At 71.9% G+C, this 16,104-nt stretch carries 17 protein-coding genes; 5 read left to right on the top strand and 12 right to left on the bottom strand.

Annotated elements, in window-relative coordinates:
* The first annotated feature begins 23 nt into the window (after window positions 1-23).
* Window positions 24-680, top strand: a complete 657-nt coding sequence (locus O7621_RS19175) for a DNA methyltransferase (protein WP_282230527.1) — start codon at window positions 24-26, stop codon at window positions 678-680.
* Here the strand turns inward: O7621_RS19175 and O7621_RS19170 are convergent.
* Window positions 589-2,007, bottom strand: coding sequence for a hemolysin family protein (locus O7621_RS19170; RefSeq protein WP_282230526.1), 1,419 nt, complete (start codon window positions 2,005-2,007; stop codon window positions 589-591). The two genes, O7621_RS19175 and O7621_RS19170, sit on opposite strands and share 92 nt — an antisense overlap.
* A 213-nt stretch (window positions 2,008-2,220) precedes the next feature.
* Between O7621_RS19170 and O7621_RS19165 the strand changes: the two genes are divergently transcribed.
* Entirely contained in the window at window positions 2,221-3,051 is an 831-nt protein-coding gene (locus O7621_RS19165; RefSeq protein ID WP_282230525.1) for a sulfotransferase, read from the top strand.
* A 329-nt stretch (window positions 3,052-3,380) separates the two neighbouring features.
* Here O7621_RS19165 and O7621_RS19160 read toward each other — a convergent pair whose 3' ends face one another.
* Complete coding sequence (locus tag O7621_RS19160; protein ID WP_282230524.1) at window positions 3,381-4,034, bottom strand: DNA-3-methyladenine glycosylase; 654 nt, start codon at window positions 4,032-4,034, stop codon at window positions 3,381-3,383.
* A gap of 50 nt (window positions 4,035-4,084) precedes the next feature.
* Between O7621_RS19160 and O7621_RS19155 the strand changes: the two genes are divergently transcribed.
* On the top strand, window positions 4,085-4,420 hold the full coding sequence (locus tag O7621_RS19155) for an antibiotic biosynthesis monooxygenase (RefSeq protein WP_282230523.1): 336 nt from the start codon (window positions 4,085-4,087) through the stop codon (window positions 4,418-4,420).
* 23 nt (window positions 4,421-4,443) lie between these two features.
* On the opposite strand, the gene argH is transcribed toward O7621_RS19155, so the two are convergent.
* The 9 genes from argH to O7621_RS19110 form a co-directional block, all read right to left on the bottom strand.
* Window positions 4,444-5,907, bottom strand: coding sequence for an argininosuccinate lyase (gene argH / locus O7621_RS19150; RefSeq protein ID WP_281554624.1), 1,464 nt, complete (start codon window positions 5,905-5,907; stop codon window positions 4,444-4,446).
* Window positions 5,908-5,915: 8 nt separating this feature from the next.
* Window positions 5,916-7,154 carry an argininosuccinate synthase gene (locus O7621_RS19145; RefSeq protein WP_282230522.1) on the bottom strand — a complete coding sequence of 413 codons (1,239 nt, stop codon included), beginning with the start codon at window positions 7,152-7,154 and terminating at the stop codon, window positions 5,916-5,918.
* Between the two features lie 80 nt (window positions 7,155-7,234).
* Window positions 7,235-7,744, bottom strand: coding sequence for an arginine repressor (locus O7621_RS19140; protein WP_282230521.1), 510 nt, complete (start codon window positions 7,742-7,744; stop codon window positions 7,235-7,237).
* Window positions 7,741-8,676 carry an ornithine carbamoyltransferase gene (gene argF, locus O7621_RS19135; RefSeq protein WP_282230520.1) on the bottom strand — a complete coding sequence of 312 codons (936 nt, stop codon included), beginning with the start codon at window positions 8,674-8,676 and terminating at the stop codon, window positions 7,741-7,743. The genes O7621_RS19140 and argF overlap by 4 nt, the downstream gene beginning before the upstream one ends.
* On the bottom strand, window positions 8,673-9,896 hold the full coding sequence (locus tag O7621_RS19130) for an acetylornithine transaminase (protein ID WP_282230519.1): 1,224 nt from the start codon (window positions 9,894-9,896) through the stop codon (window positions 8,673-8,675). The genes argF and O7621_RS19130 overlap by 4 nt, the downstream gene beginning before the upstream one ends.
* The gene (argB, locus tag O7621_RS19125) at window positions 9,897-10,835 is read right to left on the bottom strand and encodes an acetylglutamate kinase (RefSeq protein WP_282230518.1); all 939 of its coding nucleotides are present in this window, start codon (window positions 10,833-10,835) and stop codon (window positions 9,897-9,899) included.
* Window positions 10,832-12,019, bottom strand: coding sequence for a bifunctional glutamate N-acetyltransferase/amino-acid acetyltransferase ArgJ (gene argJ, locus O7621_RS19120; protein WP_282230517.1), 1,188 nt, complete (start codon window positions 12,017-12,019; stop codon window positions 10,832-10,834). The genes argB and argJ overlap by 4 nt, the downstream gene beginning before the upstream one ends.
* Window positions 12,016-13,032 (bottom strand): N-acetyl-gamma-glutamyl-phosphate reductase, encoded by a 1,017-nt coding sequence (argC, locus tag O7621_RS19115; RefSeq protein ID WP_282230516.1) that lies wholly within the window; start codon window positions 13,030-13,032, stop codon window positions 12,016-12,018. The genes argJ and argC overlap by 4 nt, the downstream gene beginning before the upstream one ends.
* A 98-nt stretch (window positions 13,033-13,130) precedes the next feature.
* Complete coding sequence (locus O7621_RS19110; RefSeq protein WP_281554616.1) at window positions 13,131-13,418, bottom strand: DUF427 domain-containing protein; 288 nt, start codon at window positions 13,416-13,418, stop codon at window positions 13,131-13,133.
* Window positions 13,419-13,696: 278 nt separating this feature from the next.
* Here O7621_RS19110 and O7621_RS19105 point away from each other — a divergent pair, with 278 nt between their 5' ends.
* Complete coding sequence (locus O7621_RS19105; protein WP_282230515.1) at window positions 13,697-14,086, top strand: hypothetical protein; 390 nt, start codon at window positions 13,697-13,699, stop codon at window positions 14,084-14,086.
* Window positions 14,087-14,123: 37 nt separating this feature from the next.
* On the opposite strand, the gene O7621_RS19100 is transcribed toward O7621_RS19105, so the two are convergent.
* Window positions 14,124-14,546, bottom strand: coding sequence for a hypothetical protein (locus O7621_RS19100; RefSeq protein ID WP_282230514.1), 423 nt, complete (start codon window positions 14,544-14,546; stop codon window positions 14,124-14,126).
* 188 nt (window positions 14,547-14,734) lie between these two features.
* On the opposite strand from O7621_RS19100, the gene O7621_RS19095 reads away from it, so the two are divergent.
* The gene (locus O7621_RS19095) at window positions 14,735-16,078 is read left to right on the top strand and encodes an SGNH/GDSL hydrolase family protein (RefSeq protein WP_282230513.1); all 1,344 of its coding nucleotides are present in this window, start codon (window positions 14,735-14,737) and stop codon (window positions 16,076-16,078) included.
* Window positions 16,079-16,104 lie beyond the last annotated feature (26 nt).

Here is a 16,104-nt window from a genome sequence, read left to right as displayed (position 1 = left end):
CTGCCGCGAGGGACAATGGTCGGGTGAGACCGTGGCTGCAGCTGACCAGCACTGACCTGATCGCCCAACTGCCGGCGGGTGAGGACCAGCAGGTGCACTTTCCGGAGGCTCTGGTCGAGGCGGTGATCGACGAGTACACCACGCCCGGGCAGGCGGTGCTGGACCCGTTCGCCGGCTATGGCACCACACTGGTGACCGCGGCGCGGATGGGTCGACGGGCGACCGGCGTAGAACTGCTGCCCGACCGGGTCACGCTGATCCGGCAGCGGCTCGCCGGGGCGGCCGGTGCCGAGATCGTCGACGGTGACGCCCGGAAGCTGATCGGTCTGGTCGACGGACCGTTCGACCTCTGCCTGACCTCACCGCCCTACATGGACGCGACGGACCATCCGGAGAACCCGCTCAACGCCTACGAGACCCTCGACGGTGACTACACCAGCTATCTCGACGAAATCGGTGACGTGTTCGGTCAGGTCGCCCAGTTGCTGCGGCCGGGCGGCCACGCCGTGGTCAACGTGGCGAACATGCGGGTCGACGGCCGGGTGACCACCCTCGCCTGGGACGTGGGTCGGGTGATCCGCGCCCATCTCACTCTGCTTCAGGAGTCGTTCCTGTGTTGGGACCACCAGCCCGACTGGCTGACCGGCGACTACTGTCTGGTCTTTCAACGGCCGAGCTGAGCGGGCGGTTCTCGGCGGCGGCACGGTCGCCGCCACCCGCACGGTCGCCGTCGTCCCGCGAGGATCGGCGCAGCCGTACACCGCTGATGGCGTGGTGGTCGACGGAGGCGACGGTGATGGTCCAGCCGTCGACCCGGACCGACTCGCCCGCGTCGGTGGGAATGTGGCCGAGCCGGGCCAGCACCAGACCTGCCACGGTGGTGTAGTCGCCGGCCGGGCGGCCGGGTAGGTCGACCCCGATGTCCGGCAGGTCGTGCACGGGGAAGGTCCCGGGGACCAGCATGGTGCCGTCCGGCTCGGTGCGCACGGCGCGGATGTCCCGGTCGGTCTCGTCGTAGATCTCGCCGACGATCTCCTCCAGTACGTCCTCCAGGGTGACGATGCCGTCGACGGCACCGCGTTCGTCGACGACCAGCGCGATGTGCTGGCGGTGTGTCTTGAACCGGCGCAACGCGTCGACCACCGGCAGCGACTCGGGCAGCAGCATGGGCGGGCGGGCCACCGCGTCGACCGGCCGGTCATCGGGTACGCCGACCAGGTCACGCAGGTGGATCACGCCGACGGTGTCGTCCAGCATCCCGTTACGGACCACCGGGGCGCGGGAGTGCCCGGAGGTGGCCAGCACGATCCGGGCCGCCTCGGCAGACGTCCCGCTGTCCAGGGTGAAGACCTCCAGCCGGGGCACCAGCACCGCCCGCAGCCGCCGGTCGGCGATCTCCAGTGCCCCGGAGATGATGGTCTGCTGCTCGGCGGTGAATGCCCGGTGACCGGCCACGATGTCGCGCAGTTCGTCCGGGCTTATCTCGTCGCGGGTCGCCTTCGGATCGCCGCCGACGAGGCGGACCACGAGGTCGCTGGTGGCACCGAGCGCCCAGACCGCCGGCCGGGCCAGGCTGGCCATCATGTCAAGAGGCCGGGCCACCGCCAGCGCCCACCGCTCGGCCCGCTGCATGGCCACCCGCTTCGGGGCCAGCTCGCCGAAGACCAGTGTGACGAAGGTCAGCACCAGGGTGATCAGCACGATCGCCACCGGCTCCGCAGCCCGGCCGAGCACGTCCAGCGCTGGCACCAACGGCTGGGCCAGCGACACCGCGGCGGTGGCCGAGGCCAGGAACCCGGCCAGGGTGATGCCGATCTGAATGGTGGCGAGGAACCGGTTCGGGTCCTTGGCGAGCTTGGCCAGGACCCGACCCGTCCGGCGGGACCGTTCCAGCCGCTGCAGCTGGCTGTCGCGTAGCGACACCAGGGCGATTTCGCTACCGGCGAAGACCGCGTTCAACACCACCAGGATCCCGACCAGCGCGAGTTGTGTTCCGTACCCCTGCACGCACGCACCTTCCATCGCCGCCGTCGTGACCCGGATTCCATCGCCGGTGTGCTGCGGCCTGCTTTGCCCACCCGGGCCGGATGCGAATCCTGCCATCCGTCCGGGTTACCGGGCCCCTCGGGCCGCCAGTCACCTGGCATCCGGCGGCTCTGTGCCCAGCGGGCGAAGACCCCCCTAGCATTTTCTCAGCAAGATTTCGTAGTGTCCGGTCGTATGAGCTGGAAGCATCACCTTGCCGTACGGATCGCCCGGTCGACCGGAATGCAGATCACCCGCCGGGGCGGCCGTCCTGCCTTCGTCCGCCGCCCGCACCGACTGCTGCGCCAACCAGTGTTCATTCTGTCGTCGGTCCGGTCGGGGTCGACACTGCTGCGAATGATGCTGAACAGCCACTCTTCGCTCTACGCTCCGCACGAGCTGCATCTGAGCAAGCTGCGGGTGGAGTTCAGTGACCACTACATCACTGACAGCATGGGCGAGTTGGGCTGGGACGCTCAGGAAATCACCCACCTGCTGTGGGACCGGGTGTTGGACGCGGCGTTGCAGCGCAGTGGCAAACAGGTCCTGGTCGAGAAGACTCCGCACAACGTGTTCATCTGGCCCCGAATCGCCCGGGTGTGGCCGGACGCGCGGTTCGTGTTCCTGCTACGCCACCCGGCCGCGATCCTCGACTCGTGGACCAGGGCCCGACCCCAGCAGACGCCGCAGGAGGCAGCCGAGAGCGTCGGCCGGTACCTGACCAAACTCGCCGAGGCACGCCGGGTACTTCCCGGACACACGGTCCGCTACGAGGATCTGGCGGCCGATCCGACGACCGAGACCCGGCGCATCTGCGAGTTCCTCGGCCTGGAGTGGGAGTCGGACATGGTGGAGTACGGCCGGTTCGACCATGGCCGGATCAAGGCCGGGCTGGGTGACTGGACCGGGCGGATCCGTACCGGCACGGTCCAGCCGCCCCGGGAACTGCCGGCCGACGTGGCGCTGCCGGGTCCGCTGTTCGAGGTTGCCCAGGGCTGGGGCTACCCCGCCCGGCGGGACGACTGAAGGCCGAGGTGCACTGCCGTGTCCCGGGACTCGGTGATGTCGCCGGCGGCGGTCTGCGCAGCCGTGCGGCCTGTCGGTTGTCGCGCAGCAGCGACTCGTACTGCTGGACGGCTCCGGCCAGTCGGCCCTGCTCGGCCAGCGCGCGAGCCAGGCCGAGCTGCGCCCCGGTCCGGGTCAGCGGCTTCGATGGCGAGCCGACCGTACGACAGGGTCAGCGCGGCGGATCTGGTGGCGACCGCGTCCGCTTCCCCGGCGAGTTCGGCCACCGAGCAGCCGAGGGTCTGTGCCAGTCCACGCAGCACCCGTCATCCGGTCGCACCGGTCGCCCGTCATCCGGTCACGTTCGGCGCCCCGGTCCGGCCGCCGCGCGGCCGGGGAGCGGCCCGGCGGTACCCGCTGACCGTCGGCTCGCCGGCCAGCCAGAAGCGCCATGGCGTGTGCTGGGCCGCGCCCACCCCCACCCGGGGGCCGGTGCGGACAGCTCCGGCCGGGATCGGCACCGGCGATGGCGTCAGCGACAGCGGGCCGGTGCCGTCGAGCACCGACGTACCGTTCGCCGTGCCGTCCAGCCCGAGCGCGGCCATCAGCCGGGCCGGACCACGGGCCAGGTCCCGGTCCGGCACCCGCAGGCCACGGCGGCGCCGGGCCGCCCGGTGGCCGGCGATGATCTCGCCGGCCCGCAGCAGCACCGCCGCCGCCTGTCCCGGCGGGCCGGTGACAACGTTGCCGCACCAGTGCATGCCGTAGCTGAAGTAGACGTACAGCTGCCCGGGCGGCCCGAACATCGGGGCGTTACGCGGCGTACGGCCCCGGTGGGCGTGCGAGGCGGGGTCGGCGCCGACCCCGGCGTACGCCTCGACCTCGGTGAGCCGGACCTCGACATCGCCGACGGCGACCCGGCAGCCCAGTAACGCGCGGGCCGCCACGTCGACCGGTCCGGCGAGCACCGTCGCGAGATCGCCGACCGGCGCGGGTGGTCTCATGGTGCCAGCACAGCACAGCGACCCAGCACACCACCGCCCGGGAGCGACCGATGAGTCCCGCCGACACCCCGCCACCGCCGTACTACCTGGTTGTCTTCGCCTCCACCCGCACCGACGACGACCACGGCTACGCGGCCACCGCCCGCCGGATGCTGGAACTCGCCGACGCGCAGCCAGGCTTCCTGGGCGTGGACAGTGCCCGGGACCCCGACGGGGTCGGCATCACCGTCTCCTACTGGCGTGACGAGGAGTCGATCGCCGCCTGGCGTCGACACGTCGAGCACCTGGTCGCCCAGGCCGACGGCAGGGCCCGGTGGTACGCCAGCTTCGCGGTGCACGTGGCCCGGGTGGAACGGGCCTACCGGTTCCCGCCGCCCACCCGGTGACCCGGACCCGGCCGCCGGTTAGGTCAGCGGGGCACCACCGACTCCGCCGCCCACCGGCGCCACCCGGACAGCTGCTCCGTGACGGCGGCCAACTGGTCGGACACCGGACCGGGGCCGGTCGAGCCCGGCGTGGTCCGCACCGCGAGCGCCGACCGTACCGAGAGCACGTCCCGGACGCCGGCGTCAAGGTGCTCGCTGACCAGCCGCAGATCGTCGTCGGAGACCTCGTCGAGCGCGCACTCCCGGGCCGAGCAGAGCGCCACCAGCTTGCCGGTGACCTCGTGCGCGTCCCGAAACGGCACACCCTTGCGGACCAGCCAGTCCGCCACCTCGGTGGCCAGGGTGAACCCGGCCGGGGCGGCGGCTGCGAGCCGGTCCACCCGTACCGTCATGGTGGAGATCATCCCGGCCAGGGCCGGCAGCAGCAGTTGCAGGGTGTCGACGGCGTCGAACGCCGGCTCCTTGTCCTCCTGCATGTCCCGGTCGTAGGTCAGCGGCAGCCCTTTGAGCATGGTCAACACCGCCACCAGCCCGCCGACGAGGCGGCCGGACTTGCCCCGGGCCAGCTCGGCGATGTCAGCGTTCTTCTTCTGCGGCATGATCGACGACCCGGTGGCGAAGGCGTCGTCGAGCTCCACCCAGCCGAACTCCTGCGAGGTCCAGAGCACCACCTCCTCCCCCAGCCGGGACAGGTGCACCCCGACCATCGCGGTGGCGAAGAGGAACTCGGCGGCGAAGTCCCGGTCGGCGACCGCGTCCATCGAGTTGGCGAACGACGTCCGGAATCCCAGCTCCTTGGCGACCGCGACCGGATCCAGCGGAAGGCCGGAGCCGGCCAGCGCGCCGGCACCCAACGGTGACACTGCGGTACGCGCGTCCCAGTCGCGCAACCGGTCCAGGTCACGCAGCAGCGGATGGACGTGGGCCAGCAGCCAGTGCCCGAACGTCACCGGCTGGGCGTGCTGCACGTGGGTCATCCCGGGCGCGGGGGTTTCCAGGTGCCGCTCGGCCTGCTCGACCAGGGCAGCGGCCAGCTCGACCAGCTGTGCGGCCAGGCCACGGGCGTGGTCGCGCAGGTACAGCCGCAGATCGGTGGCGACCTGGTCGTTACGGGACCGGCCGGCGCGCAGCTTGCCGCCGAGCGAGCCGAGCCGCTCCAGTAGGCCGCGTTCCAGCGCGGTGTGCACATCCTCGTCGTCCACGGTCGGCCGGAACGACCCGGAGGCGCAGGCTGCCTCCAGGTCGTCCAACGCGGCCAGCATCCGACCCAGTTCGTCCGGGTCGAGCAGGCCGGCGGCGGCCAACACCCGGGCGTGTGCCCGGGAGCCGGCGATGTCGTACGGGGCCAGCCGCCAGTCGAACTGGACGCTGACCGACAGGCGGGCCAGCGCCTCGGCCGGCCCGCCGGCGAAGCGACCACCCCACAGGCTGGTGCGGTTCGGGCTGGCGGTGTTCTCGGTCAGGCTCTTGTCGTCCACGGCGACCATTGTCGGGGTCAGGCCTGCGAGCCGGGCAGCCGGGTTTGCTCACCGGGGCCGGCGAGCCGGGTGTCGCGGGCGGTGGCCAGCCGGCTGGACAGCCCCCACAGTTGCACGAAGCCCTTTGCCTGGCTCTGGTCGAAGGTGTCACCGGTATCGTAGGTGGCCAGGTTGAAGTCGTACAGGCTGGCCTCGGAACGCCGGCCGACGACGACCGGCCGGCCGCCGTGCAGCACCATCCGGATCTCGCCGGTGACGTGCCGCTGCGTCTCGTCGATGAACGCGTCGAGGGCCTGCTTGAGCGGGGAGAACCACAGGCCGTCGTAGACCAGCTCGCCCCAGCGCTGGTCCACGGTCCGCTTGAACCGGGCCACCTCGCGCTCCACGGTGACGTTCTCCAGCTCCTGGTGGGCGGTGATCAGCGCGATCGCGCCCGGTGCCTCGTACACCTCGCGGCTCTTGATCCCGACGAGCCGGTCCTCGACCATGTCCAGCCGCCCGATGCCCTGCGCGCCGGCGCGCCGGTTGAGCTCCACCACCGCCTGGTACGGGGTGACCGTCTCGCCGTCGACCGCCACCGGCACCCCGGCGTCGAAGGTGATGGTCACCTCGTCGGCGTCGCGCGGCGCGGCCGGGTCGGCGGTGTACGCGTACAGGTCCTCGATCGGGGCGTTCCAGATGTCCTCCAGGAAGCCGGTCTCCACCGCCCGGCCCCACAGGTTCTGGTCGATCGAGTACGGCGACTTGTGCGACACGTCGATCGGCAGCCCCTTCTCCTCGGCCAGCGCGATCGCCTTGTCCCGGGTCCAGGCGAAGTCGCGGGCCGGGGCGACCACCTTCAGCTCCGGCGCGAGCGCGCCGATGCCGACCTCGAAGCGAACCTGGTCGTTGCCCTTGCCGGTGCAGCCGTGCGACACCACGGTGCCGCCGTGCTTACGGGCCGCCGCGACCAGATGCTTGACGATCAGCGGCCGGCTCAGCGCCGACACCAGCGGGTACCGGTCCATGTAGAGAGCGTTGGCCCGCAGCGCCGGCAGGCAGAAATCGGCGGCGAACTCGTCCCGGGCGTCGACCACCTCGGATTCGACGGCGCCGCAGTCCAGCGCCCGCTGCCGAATGACGTCCATGTCCTCGCCGCCCTGACCGACGTCAACCGCGACGGCGATCACCTCGGCGCCGAGTTCCCCGGCGAGGTACGGAATGGCGACCGAGGTGTCCAGGCCGCCGGAGTAGGCGAGTACCACCCGCTCAGTCATGATGTCGTGCTCCTCGTTGAATGTGCGTATCGGGTAAATCAGGTGGTGGTCGGGCGGTACAGCGGGGGTGGTCGGGCCGTTCAGGTGGTGGTCGGGCCGGGCGGGGTGGCGGCCCAGGTGGAGAGCTTTCCGGCCAGGCCGGCACCGCCGGCCGGGTCGCGGGCGACGACCAGGATGGTGTCGTCGCCGGCGATGGTGCCGGCCACGTCCGGCAGCCCGGACCGGTCCAGCGCGCTGGCCAGAAACTGCGCCGCACCCGGTGGGGTACGCAGCACGCAGATGTTGCCACTGGCGTCGACTCCGGTGAGCAGCTCGTGCAGCAGCCGGACCAGGCGGGCCGGGGCCTGCTCGGCGGGCCGCAGCGTCGGGTTGCCGTCCTCGGGAATCAGGTAGACCGCCGGGCCGCCGTCGCGGCCGCGTACCTTGACCGCGCCGAGTTCCTCCAGGTCCCGCGACAGGGTCGCCTGGGTGACCTGCATGCCGTCGCCGGCGAGCAACTCGGCCAGCTCGGTCTGTGACCGGACCGCCCTGGCCCGGATCAGCTCGGTGATCCGGGCGTGCCGGGCGGTCCGGGTCGCCGGGCCGGTCACGACGGCCCGTCCTGCTGGCGCAGCAGCCAGGTGAGCAGCGCCTTCTGCGCGTGCAGCCGGTTCTCCGCCTGGTCGAACACGGCGCTGCGCGCGCCGTCGAGCACGTCGTCGGTGATTTCCTCACCCCGGTGGGCGGGCAGGCAGTGCAGCACGATCGCCTCCGGCGCGGCGGCGTCGAGCAGCTCCTGGTTGACCTGGTACGGCCAGAACGGAGTACGCCGGTCCCGCCCGTCGGCCTCCTGGCCCATCGACGTCCAGGTGTCGGTGGCCAGCACGTCGGCGCCGTCGGCCGCCTCCGTCGGGTCCCGGATGACCTGCACCGACCCGCCGGTCCAGGCAGCGATCTCCCCGGCCCGGGAAACCACCGACGGGGACGGGTCGTGCCCGGTCGGCCCGGACACCCGCACATGCATCCCGGCGGTGGCCCCGGCAAGCAGGTAGGAACTCGCCATGTTGTTCGCGGCGTCGCCGACGTACGCCAGGGTCCGTCCGGTGGTGGCGCCGCAGTACTCCCGGACGGTCAGCAGGTCGGCGAGCAGCTGGCAGGGGTGGAACCCGTCGGTGAGCGCGTTGACCACCGGCACGCTCGCCCCTGCCGCGACCTCGGCGAGCCGGTCGTCGCCGAAAGTACGCATCACGATCGCCGACACGTACCGCGACAGCACCCGACCGGCGTCGGCCAGGGTCTCCCCGCGACCGAAGTGGGTGGCCTGGGTGTCCACCACGATCGGGTTGCCGCCCAGCTCGGCGATGCCGACATCGAACGACAGCCGGGTCCGCAGGCTCTGCTTGTCGAACAGCACCGCGACCGAGCGAGGGCCGGCCAGCGGCCGGTGGCCGTACCGGTCCGCCTTCATCGCCGCGGCCAGATCCAGCACCGCCGACTGCTCGGCCGGGCTCAGGTCGTCGTCGCGCAGCAGGTGCCGGATCATGACGCCGCTCCAGTGGTCGTCGCCGCGGCGTCGGCGACGGCGGTGAGGACCGCCGGCAGCGCGGCCAGGAACTCGTCGGCCTGCTCCGCGGTGAGAATCAGCGGCGGAGCCAGCCGGATCAGATCCGGCTGGGCCGGATTGACCAGGAACCCAGCTTCGCGCAGGCCGGCCGCGACCGCGGCCGAGACGGGCGCGGTGAGCACCACGCCGAGCAGCAGACCGGCGCCCCGTACCCCGGCGATCAGCGGGTGGCCGAGCGACTCGACGCCCCGGCGCAGCTGCTCGCCGACCCGCTTGACGTGGTCGAGCAGCCCTTCGGCGGCGATGGTACGCAGCACGGCGAGAGCGGCGGCGCAGCAGACCGGATTGCCACCGAAGGTGCTGCCGTGACTGCCCGGGGTGAGCAGCGCGGCCGGGGTGCCCACGCCACCGACCTGGGTGTCGGCGAAGGCGATGCAGGCACCGATCGGCAGCCCGCCGCCGAGCCCTTTCGCCAGGGTGATGACGTCCGGGGTGATCCCGTCGGCCTGGTGGGCGAACCAGTGGCCGGTCCGTCCCACCCCGGTCTGCACCTCGTCGAGGGTGAGCAGGGCACCGTGCCGGCTGGTGATCTCCCGGGCGGCGGCCAGGTAGCCCGGCGGCGGCACCACCACGCCGGCCTCACCCTGGATCGGCTCCAGGATCACCATGGCGGTGCGGTCGGTCACGGCTGCGGCGAGCGCGTCGATGTCGCCGTACGGCACGTGGCTGACCTCGCCGGGCAGCGGCCGGAACGGGTCGGCCTTGGCTGGCTGCCCGGTCAACGCCAGGGCGCCCATGGTCCGGCCGTGGAAGCCGTCGTGGGTGGCGACGACGTGGGTCCGACCGGTACGCCGGGACAGTTTGAACGCGGCCTCGACCGCCTCGGCCCCGGAGTTGCAGAAGAACGCCGCGCCGGGGCGGCCGGTGAGGGCGAGCAGCAGTTCGGCAAGGGCCACCGGCGGTTCGGCGACGTAGAGGTTCGAGACGTGTCCGAGGGTGCCGATCTGCCGGGTGACCGCTTCGACGACCGCCGGGTGGGCGTGTCCGAGCGAGTTGACCGCGATGCCGCCCAACAGGTCGAGGTAGCGTCGGCCGTCCTCAGCGACGACGGTCGCGCCCTCGCCGCGGACCAGCGCCAGCGGCGGTGTGCCGTAGTTGTCCATCAACGATGCGGACCAGCGGTCCCGCAGCGAGGCCATTCAGGACTCCCCGTCGTTCGTCGGATCGGTGACCATGGTGCCGAAGCCCTCCGAGGTGAAGACCTCCAGCAGGGTGGAGTGGGCTACCCGGCCGTCGACCACGTGCGCGGCGGGCACCCCGCCCCGCACCGCCCGTAGGCACGCCTCCATCTTCGGCACCATGCCGGCGGCCAGGGTGGGCAGCAGGCCGGCCAGTTCGTCGGCGGTGATCCGGCTGAGCAGGCTGCCGGTGTCGGGCCAGTCGGCGTACAGGCCGGGCACGTCGGTGAGCACGACCAGCTTGCGGGCCTGCAGCGCGACGGCCAACGCCGCCGCAGCCGTGTCGGCGTTGAGGTTGTGCAGTACGCCGTCGACGTCGGGTGCGACCGTGGAGATCACCGGGATGCGCCCGGCGGCGATGATGTCGGCGACGGCCGACGGGTTGACCGTGTCGACGTCGCCGACCTGGCCGACGTCGACCGGCTCACCGTCGACCCAGGCGGGCCGACGCACGGCGGTGAACAGCCGGGCATCCTCACCGGACAGCCCGACGGCGTACGGTCCGTGCTCGTTGATCAGGCCGACGAGTTCCCGGCCGACCTGACCGACGAGCACCATCCGGACCACGTCCATCGCTTCCGGGGTGGTGACCCGCAGGCCGCCCTTGAACTCGCTGGCGATGCCGAGCCGGCGCAGCATGCTGGAGATCTGCGGGCCGCCGCCGTGCACCACCACCGGCCGGATGCCGGCGTACCGCAGGAACACCATGTCGGCGGCGAAGGCCCGCTGCAGCTGCGGGTCGATCATGGCGTTGCCGCCGTACTTGACCACGATCGTCGCGCCGTGGAAGCGGGCCAGCCAGGGCAACGCCTCGATCAGAGTGGCTGCCTTGGTCTGGGCGACACTGAGATCGCGGCTCAGCGTGCTGTGCGGCGTGGTCGGCCGGGTGGTGTCGGTCATGTCGAGTACGCCGAGTTCTCGTGCACGTACGCGTGCGACAGGTCGTTGGTCCAGATGGTCGCGGTGGCGGCACCGGCGTGCAGGTCGATCCGGATGTGCACCTGCCGGCCGGTGAGGTCGACCTGGTCGCGGGGTGCGGCGGCGGCCCCGTCCCGGCAGATCCACACGTCGTTGATCGCCACGTCGAGCTGGTCGGGTTCGAACACCGCGCTGGTGGTGCCGACCGCCGCGAGGATCCGCCCCCAGTTTGGGTCGTTGCCGAACAGCGCCGTCTTGACCAGGTTGTTGCGGGCCACCGCCCGGCCGACCTGCACCGCGTCGGACTCGCTGGCCGCGCCGACCACCTCGATGGCGACCTCCTTGCTGGCGCCTTCGGCGTCGGCGATCAGTTGCCGGGCCAGGTCGGCGCAGGCGGCGGTGACCGCGGCGGTCAGCTCCCCGGCCGACGGGGTGACCCCGGAGGCACCGCTGGCCAGCAGCAGCACCGTGTCGTTGGTGGACAGGCAGCCGTCGGAGTCGATTCGATCGAAGGTGGTGCGGCAGGCTTCGCGCAGTGCGGCGTCGAGGTCGGCGGGGTCGGCGAGCGCGTCGGTGGTCAGTACGCAGAGCATCGTCGCCATGGACGGGGCGAGCATGCCCGCGCCCTTGGCCATCCCGCCGACCTGCCAGGCCGGTCCGCCGGTGCCGGCCGGGCCGGCGTCGACGACGGTTGTCTTCGGCCGGGTGTCGGTCGTCATGATCGCCCCGGCGGCGGCGGGTCCAGCGTCGTCGGCCAGCCTGGCGACCGCCGCCGTCACCCCGGCGAGCAGCCTGTCCATCGGCAACCGTTCGCCGATCAGCCCGGTCGAGCAGACCGCGACCTCACCGGCGCCGACGTCGAGGCCGGTGCCGGACAGTGTCGCGGCGACGTGTTCGGCGGTGGCGTGGCTGTCCTGGAAGCCGCCCGGCCCGGTGCAGGCGTTGGCCCCGCCGGAGTTCAGCGCCACCGCGCGCAGCTTGCCGGCGCGCAGTACCTGCCGGCTCCACCGCACCGGCGCGGCCTGAACCCGGTTGGCGGTGAACACCCCGGCGGCGGCCGTGGCCGGTCCGTCGTTGACGACCAGGGCGACGTCGGCGGCGCCGCCGCTCTTCAACCCGGCGGCCACCCCGGCCGCCCGGAACCCGTTCGGTGCGGTCACCGTCATGGCGCGATCCCCAGAGCAGTCAGGCCGGTGGTCTCCGGTAGACCGAGCATCAGGTTGGCGCACTGTACTGCCTGACCGGCGGCTCCCTTGCCGAGGTTGTCGATGGCGCTGGTCACGATCACCCGTCCCGAGTCGACGTCTGTGGTCACCTGCAGTTGGCAGGCGTTGGATCCGAGGGTCGCGGCGGTGGCCGGCCAACTGCCGGCGGGCAACAGGCGCACGAACGGCTCGTCGGCGTACGCGGCGGTCAGCGCCTTGCGCGCCGCGGCGGCCGGGTCGGCGGCGGTGTCGGCCGGGCGGGCCGTGACCGTGGCCAGGATGCCGCGCGGCATCGGAGCCAGCACCGGGGTGAAGGACAGGCTGGTCGCGCCGGTGGCCTGCTTGATCTCCGGGACGTGCTGGTGGGCGCCGACCTTGTACGGTGACAGGCTGCCCATCACCTCACTGGCCAGCAGGTGGGTCTTGGCGGACCGGCCGGCACCGGAGGTACCGCTGGCGGCGACCACCACGACGTCGTCCGGGGCGACCACTCCGGCGGCGATCAGCGGGGCGAGCGCCAGGGTGGTGGCGACCGCGTAGCAACCGGTTGCGGCGACCCGGTCGGCAGCGGCGACCCGGTCCCGCTGGCCGGGCAGTTCCGGCAGGCCGTACGTCCATGCGCCGGTGTGCTGGCCGCCGTAGTAGCGGGACCAGGCGACGGCGTCGGCGAGCCGGTGGTCGGCACCGAGGTCGACAACCTTGACGTCGGCCGGCAGGGTGGCGGCGAGCGCGGCCGACTCGCCGTGCGGCAGCGCCAGGAAGACCAGGTCCGCGGCGGCCAGGTCGGCCGGATCGGTGGCGACGAACACCAGGTCGAGGCCGGCCAGATGCGGATGTACGGCGGCGACCGGCGCCCCGGCCTGGCTGTGCGCCGTGGCGGCGACCAGGTCCAGCTCGGGGTGCCCGGCGATCAGCCGCAGCAGCTCTCCCCCGGCGTACCCGCTCGCGCCGACGACGGCGACCCGGATGCCCATACCCACCTCCGCATTTCTATGCAGAGGACGGTATCAGGATGCATCCGGGCCGACAAGACCCTTTTCACCTGCCCGTCAGGTGCCCGCCGCTCCGCCCGTCAGGTGTCGACGACCTCCACGTCGCGCCAGAAGGCGACCCGGTCCCGGACCATGTCGGCCGCCGGCAGCGGTGCCGGGTAGTACCAGACCGCGTCGGCGCTGCGTTGACCATCGCGCTCCAGCGAGTAGTAGGACGCGTCGCCCTTCCACGGGCAGTGGGTGTGGGTGTTCGACTCACGTACCAGGTCGTCACGCAGCGACGACCGGGGAAAGTAGTGGTTTCCCTCGACGACGACCGTGTCGTCGCTCTCGGCGATCACAAGTCCGTTCCAGATGGCCTTCGGCATGAGACCCAGCGTAGGCCGTCGATCGTTATACCGCCGATCCGTCGGATGCCGGCGACCGGAAATCCGCACCCGCGAACACTGTAGACCGCGGGGCATCGCGTCGATATTATGTTGTCGGACCGTGCCGGACCGGCTCCGTCACCGTCTCGACGTTCACTGGGTCCTCATCCACACCACCGGTGCCCGCCCCACCTCAATCGAGCGGACGACGGCCGGCCTCCGAGCAAGAGGGAGTTCCGTTGACACGACACCTCCGACGGATCGCGACGTACATCGCCGTGGCACTACTGACCGCAGGCGGGCTGACCTTCATTTCAGCACCACCAGCGCGGGCATTCGGCGGCGAGACGTTCGGCTGCCGCGTCGCTCCCGGGACCGACCTCGTCTGGCGATCGATCTGTTACAACAATCAACCGGCGGGCACCTACAACGCTGGCTTCGCAGTCCGGAACACCTCCGGCACCGGATACACCTACTCTTGGAGCATCAGCGGCTCGTACTTGTACGTGATCACCGGCTGCACCACGACGTCCTCCGACTGCGCCCTGGCAATGCCCAACGCGGACGGCGCCGTTCAGGTCACTGTGACCTACACGCAAGCCGGCCAGAGCGCTACTAGCTCAACCACCGCCGTCATCAGACAGTTCTGCGGCACGTACCTCTGCTGAGCGACCGGCCGGTGCGGGTCACGGAACCGACCGCTGATCACGGGACCGATCCCAGCAGGATCAGCAGACCCGCCACGGCCCCCAGCAGCGCGGCAACCAAGCCAAGACCCTCCCAGGTGTGACGGGTGAGTGTCGGACCGCGACCCGGCGGCACCGCCACGACCGAAGCGCTCCGGCGGTCGCCGACCGGGTTACGTGGTTGCGCACCCAGTAGCCGCTCGATCTTGTCCAGGCGGTGCAGGTCACAGCCGAGGAGCAGGCCATACCCAAGGTACGGGCAGTCGCCGTCGCGCCACAGCGGCTCGCCGCACCGGGCAGGGACGGCGAGGACCGCGTACGGCAGCCCGACAGTGAAGGTGATGAAGCAGCCCCAGTATGGCAGGCCGCTGGCGAACGCCGCCAGCGCCAACGCGACAATCGACGCACCGACGGCCAGACGATTCGTCCGCCACTGAGGCATACCCGCATCCTAGTCGGAGGATCGACCGGGCCCGGCACCCACATCGGACTCCAGTGTGCGGTCCGGGGACGGGCGCGTCTCCCGGTCCCGGCGGGATGCGATCTGGTCGACCACCACAGACATCGGCAAACCTCTATTATTGTCGGTCGGTCTGACGTCCGGTCGGGCCGACCGACAAGGAGGTTGGCGTGCGTCCTAGTGAAAACCACACCGGCTCGTCCAATTCAGCTGCCCCGGTCCGGCGTACCCGATCAGCCGGATGGACGGCGGCGATCAGCGGGGGTGCCGTCCTGGCCATCACGGTCGCGGCCACGCTCGCCGCAACCAACGGCGGCGCCGCACCCCCGGTACCCGCCGCAGCCACCGGCCCGGCCGGCCCTGACCGGCACCCGGCCACCTGGGTCGCCGCCTGGGCGCCCAGCCCGGTCGAGGGCAGCACCATCCCCTGGTCGGACTGCCCGGCCGGAGACGGGCTGACCAACCAGACGGTGCGCAACGTCGCCTTCGTCAGCGCCGGTGGCCGGGCCGTCCGGGTACGGATCACCAACACGTTCGGCACCCGGGAGCTGACCGTCGGCCGGGCCTCGGTCGCCGTGCAACACGACGGCGCGTCCGCCGTGCCCGGCTCGATGCGGGTGCTGACCTTCGGCGGCAGCCACGAGGTCACCGTCGCCGCTGGCGGTCGGGCGCTGAGCGACCCGGTCCCGCTGCGGGTCGCCGCGCTGAGCACCCTGCTGGTCAGTGTGTACGTACCGGAGCCGACGGGACCGGTGACCAACCATCCGTTCACCGCCCAGGGCAACCATCTGGCGGCGGGCGACCGGGCCGCCGCGCCGACCGCCGACGGGTACGCCGACACGCCATGCTGGATGCTCGTCGACGGAATCGACGTGCAGGCCGATCCCCGGGTCGTCGGCTCCGTGGTCGCGCTCGGCGACTCGATCACCGACACCGGCAACACCACCGGCAACGCCAACCGGCGCTGGCCCGATTACCTGGCCCGTCGCCTGCACGACCAGCGCGGGCCCACCCTGTCGGTGGTCAACGCCGGACTCGGCGGCAACCGGCTGCTCGCCCCACGTGACGGGGAACCGTACTGGGGGGTGCCGGCGCTGGCCCGGCTGGAACGCGACGTCTACGCGCAGACCGGAGTCCGGGCGGTGATCCTGCTGGAAGGCACCAACGACATCGGCTACAGCGCCCCGGCCGCCGACATCATCGCCGGCTACCGGCAGGTGATCGCGCAGACCCGGGCCCAAGGGCTGCCGATCCTCGGCGGCACCGTGCCACCGTTCGGTGGCTCCTTCCTGGACACCCCCGAACGGCAGGAGATCTGGCGCGACGTCAACCACTGGATCCGCACCAGCGGTGCCTTCGACGGGGTGATCGACTTCGCGGCGGCGCTGGCCGACCCGGCCGACCCGACCCGGCTGGCGACCGCGTACGACAGCGGTGACCACCTGCATCCCAACGACGCCGGCTGCGCCGCGATGGCCGACGCCGTCGACCTCGGCGCGCTGCTACGACGCTGACCGACGGTCACCGGCCTTTCCCGACC

The sequence above is a fragment of the Solwaraspora sp. WMMD937 genome (assembly GCF_029581175.1).
In the GTDB taxonomy this organism is placed as follows: Bacteria; Actinomycetota; Actinomycetes; order Mycobacteriales; family Micromonosporaceae; genus Micromonospora_E.
Note: the sequence above shows the minus strand (reverse complement) of the source record. Positions and strands in the feature narration are given on the sequence as shown.

What these genes read in the sequence shown, in the direction of transcription:
- O7621_RS19145 (WP_282230522.1), bottom strand. Translation starts at nt 7,154, where the DNA reads ATGACTGAGCGGGTGGTACTCGCCTACTCCGGCGGCCTGGACACCTCG.
- O7621_RS19165 (WP_282230525.1), top strand. Translation starts at nt 2,221, where the DNA reads ATGAGCTGGAAGCATCACCTTGCCGTACGGATCGCCCGGTCGACCGGA.
- O7621_RS19130 (WP_282230519.1), bottom strand. Translation starts at nt 9,896, where the DNA reads ATGGCCTCGCTGCGGGACCGCTGGTCCGCATCGTTGATGGACAACTAC.
- argF (WP_282230520.1), bottom strand. Translation starts at nt 8,676, where the DNA reads ATGATCCGGCACCTGCTGCGCGACGACGACCTGAGCCCGGCCGAGCAG.
- O7621_RS19155 (WP_282230523.1), top strand. Translation starts at nt 4,085, where the DNA reads ATGAGTCCCGCCGACACCCCGCCACCGCCGTACTACCTGGTTGTCTTC.
- O7621_RS19100 (WP_282230514.1), bottom strand. Translation starts at nt 14,546, where the DNA reads ATGCCTCAGTGGCGGACGAATCGTCTGGCCGTCGGTGCGTCGATTGTC.
- O7621_RS19110 (WP_281554616.1), bottom strand. Translation starts at nt 13,418, where the DNA reads ATGCCGAAGGCCATCTGGAACGGACTTGTGATCGCCGAGAGCGACGAC.
- argC (WP_282230516.1), bottom strand. Translation starts at nt 13,032, where the DNA reads ATGGGCATCCGGGTCGCCGTCGTCGGCGCGAGCGGGTACGCCGGGGGA.
- argB (WP_282230518.1), bottom strand. Translation starts at nt 10,835, where the DNA reads ATGACCGACACCACCCGGCCGACCACGCCGCACAGCACGCTGAGCCGC.
- O7621_RS19160 (WP_282230524.1), bottom strand. Translation starts at nt 4,034, where the DNA reads ATGAGACCACCCGCGCCGGTCGGCGATCTCGCGACGGTGCTCGCCGGA.
- argH (WP_281554624.1), bottom strand. Translation starts at nt 5,907, where the DNA reads ATGGTCGCCGTGGACGACAAGAGCCTGACCGAGAACACCGCCAGCCCG.
- argJ (WP_282230517.1), bottom strand. Translation starts at nt 12,019, where the DNA reads ATGACGGTGACCGCACCGAACGGGTTCCGGGCGGCCGGGGTGGCCGCC.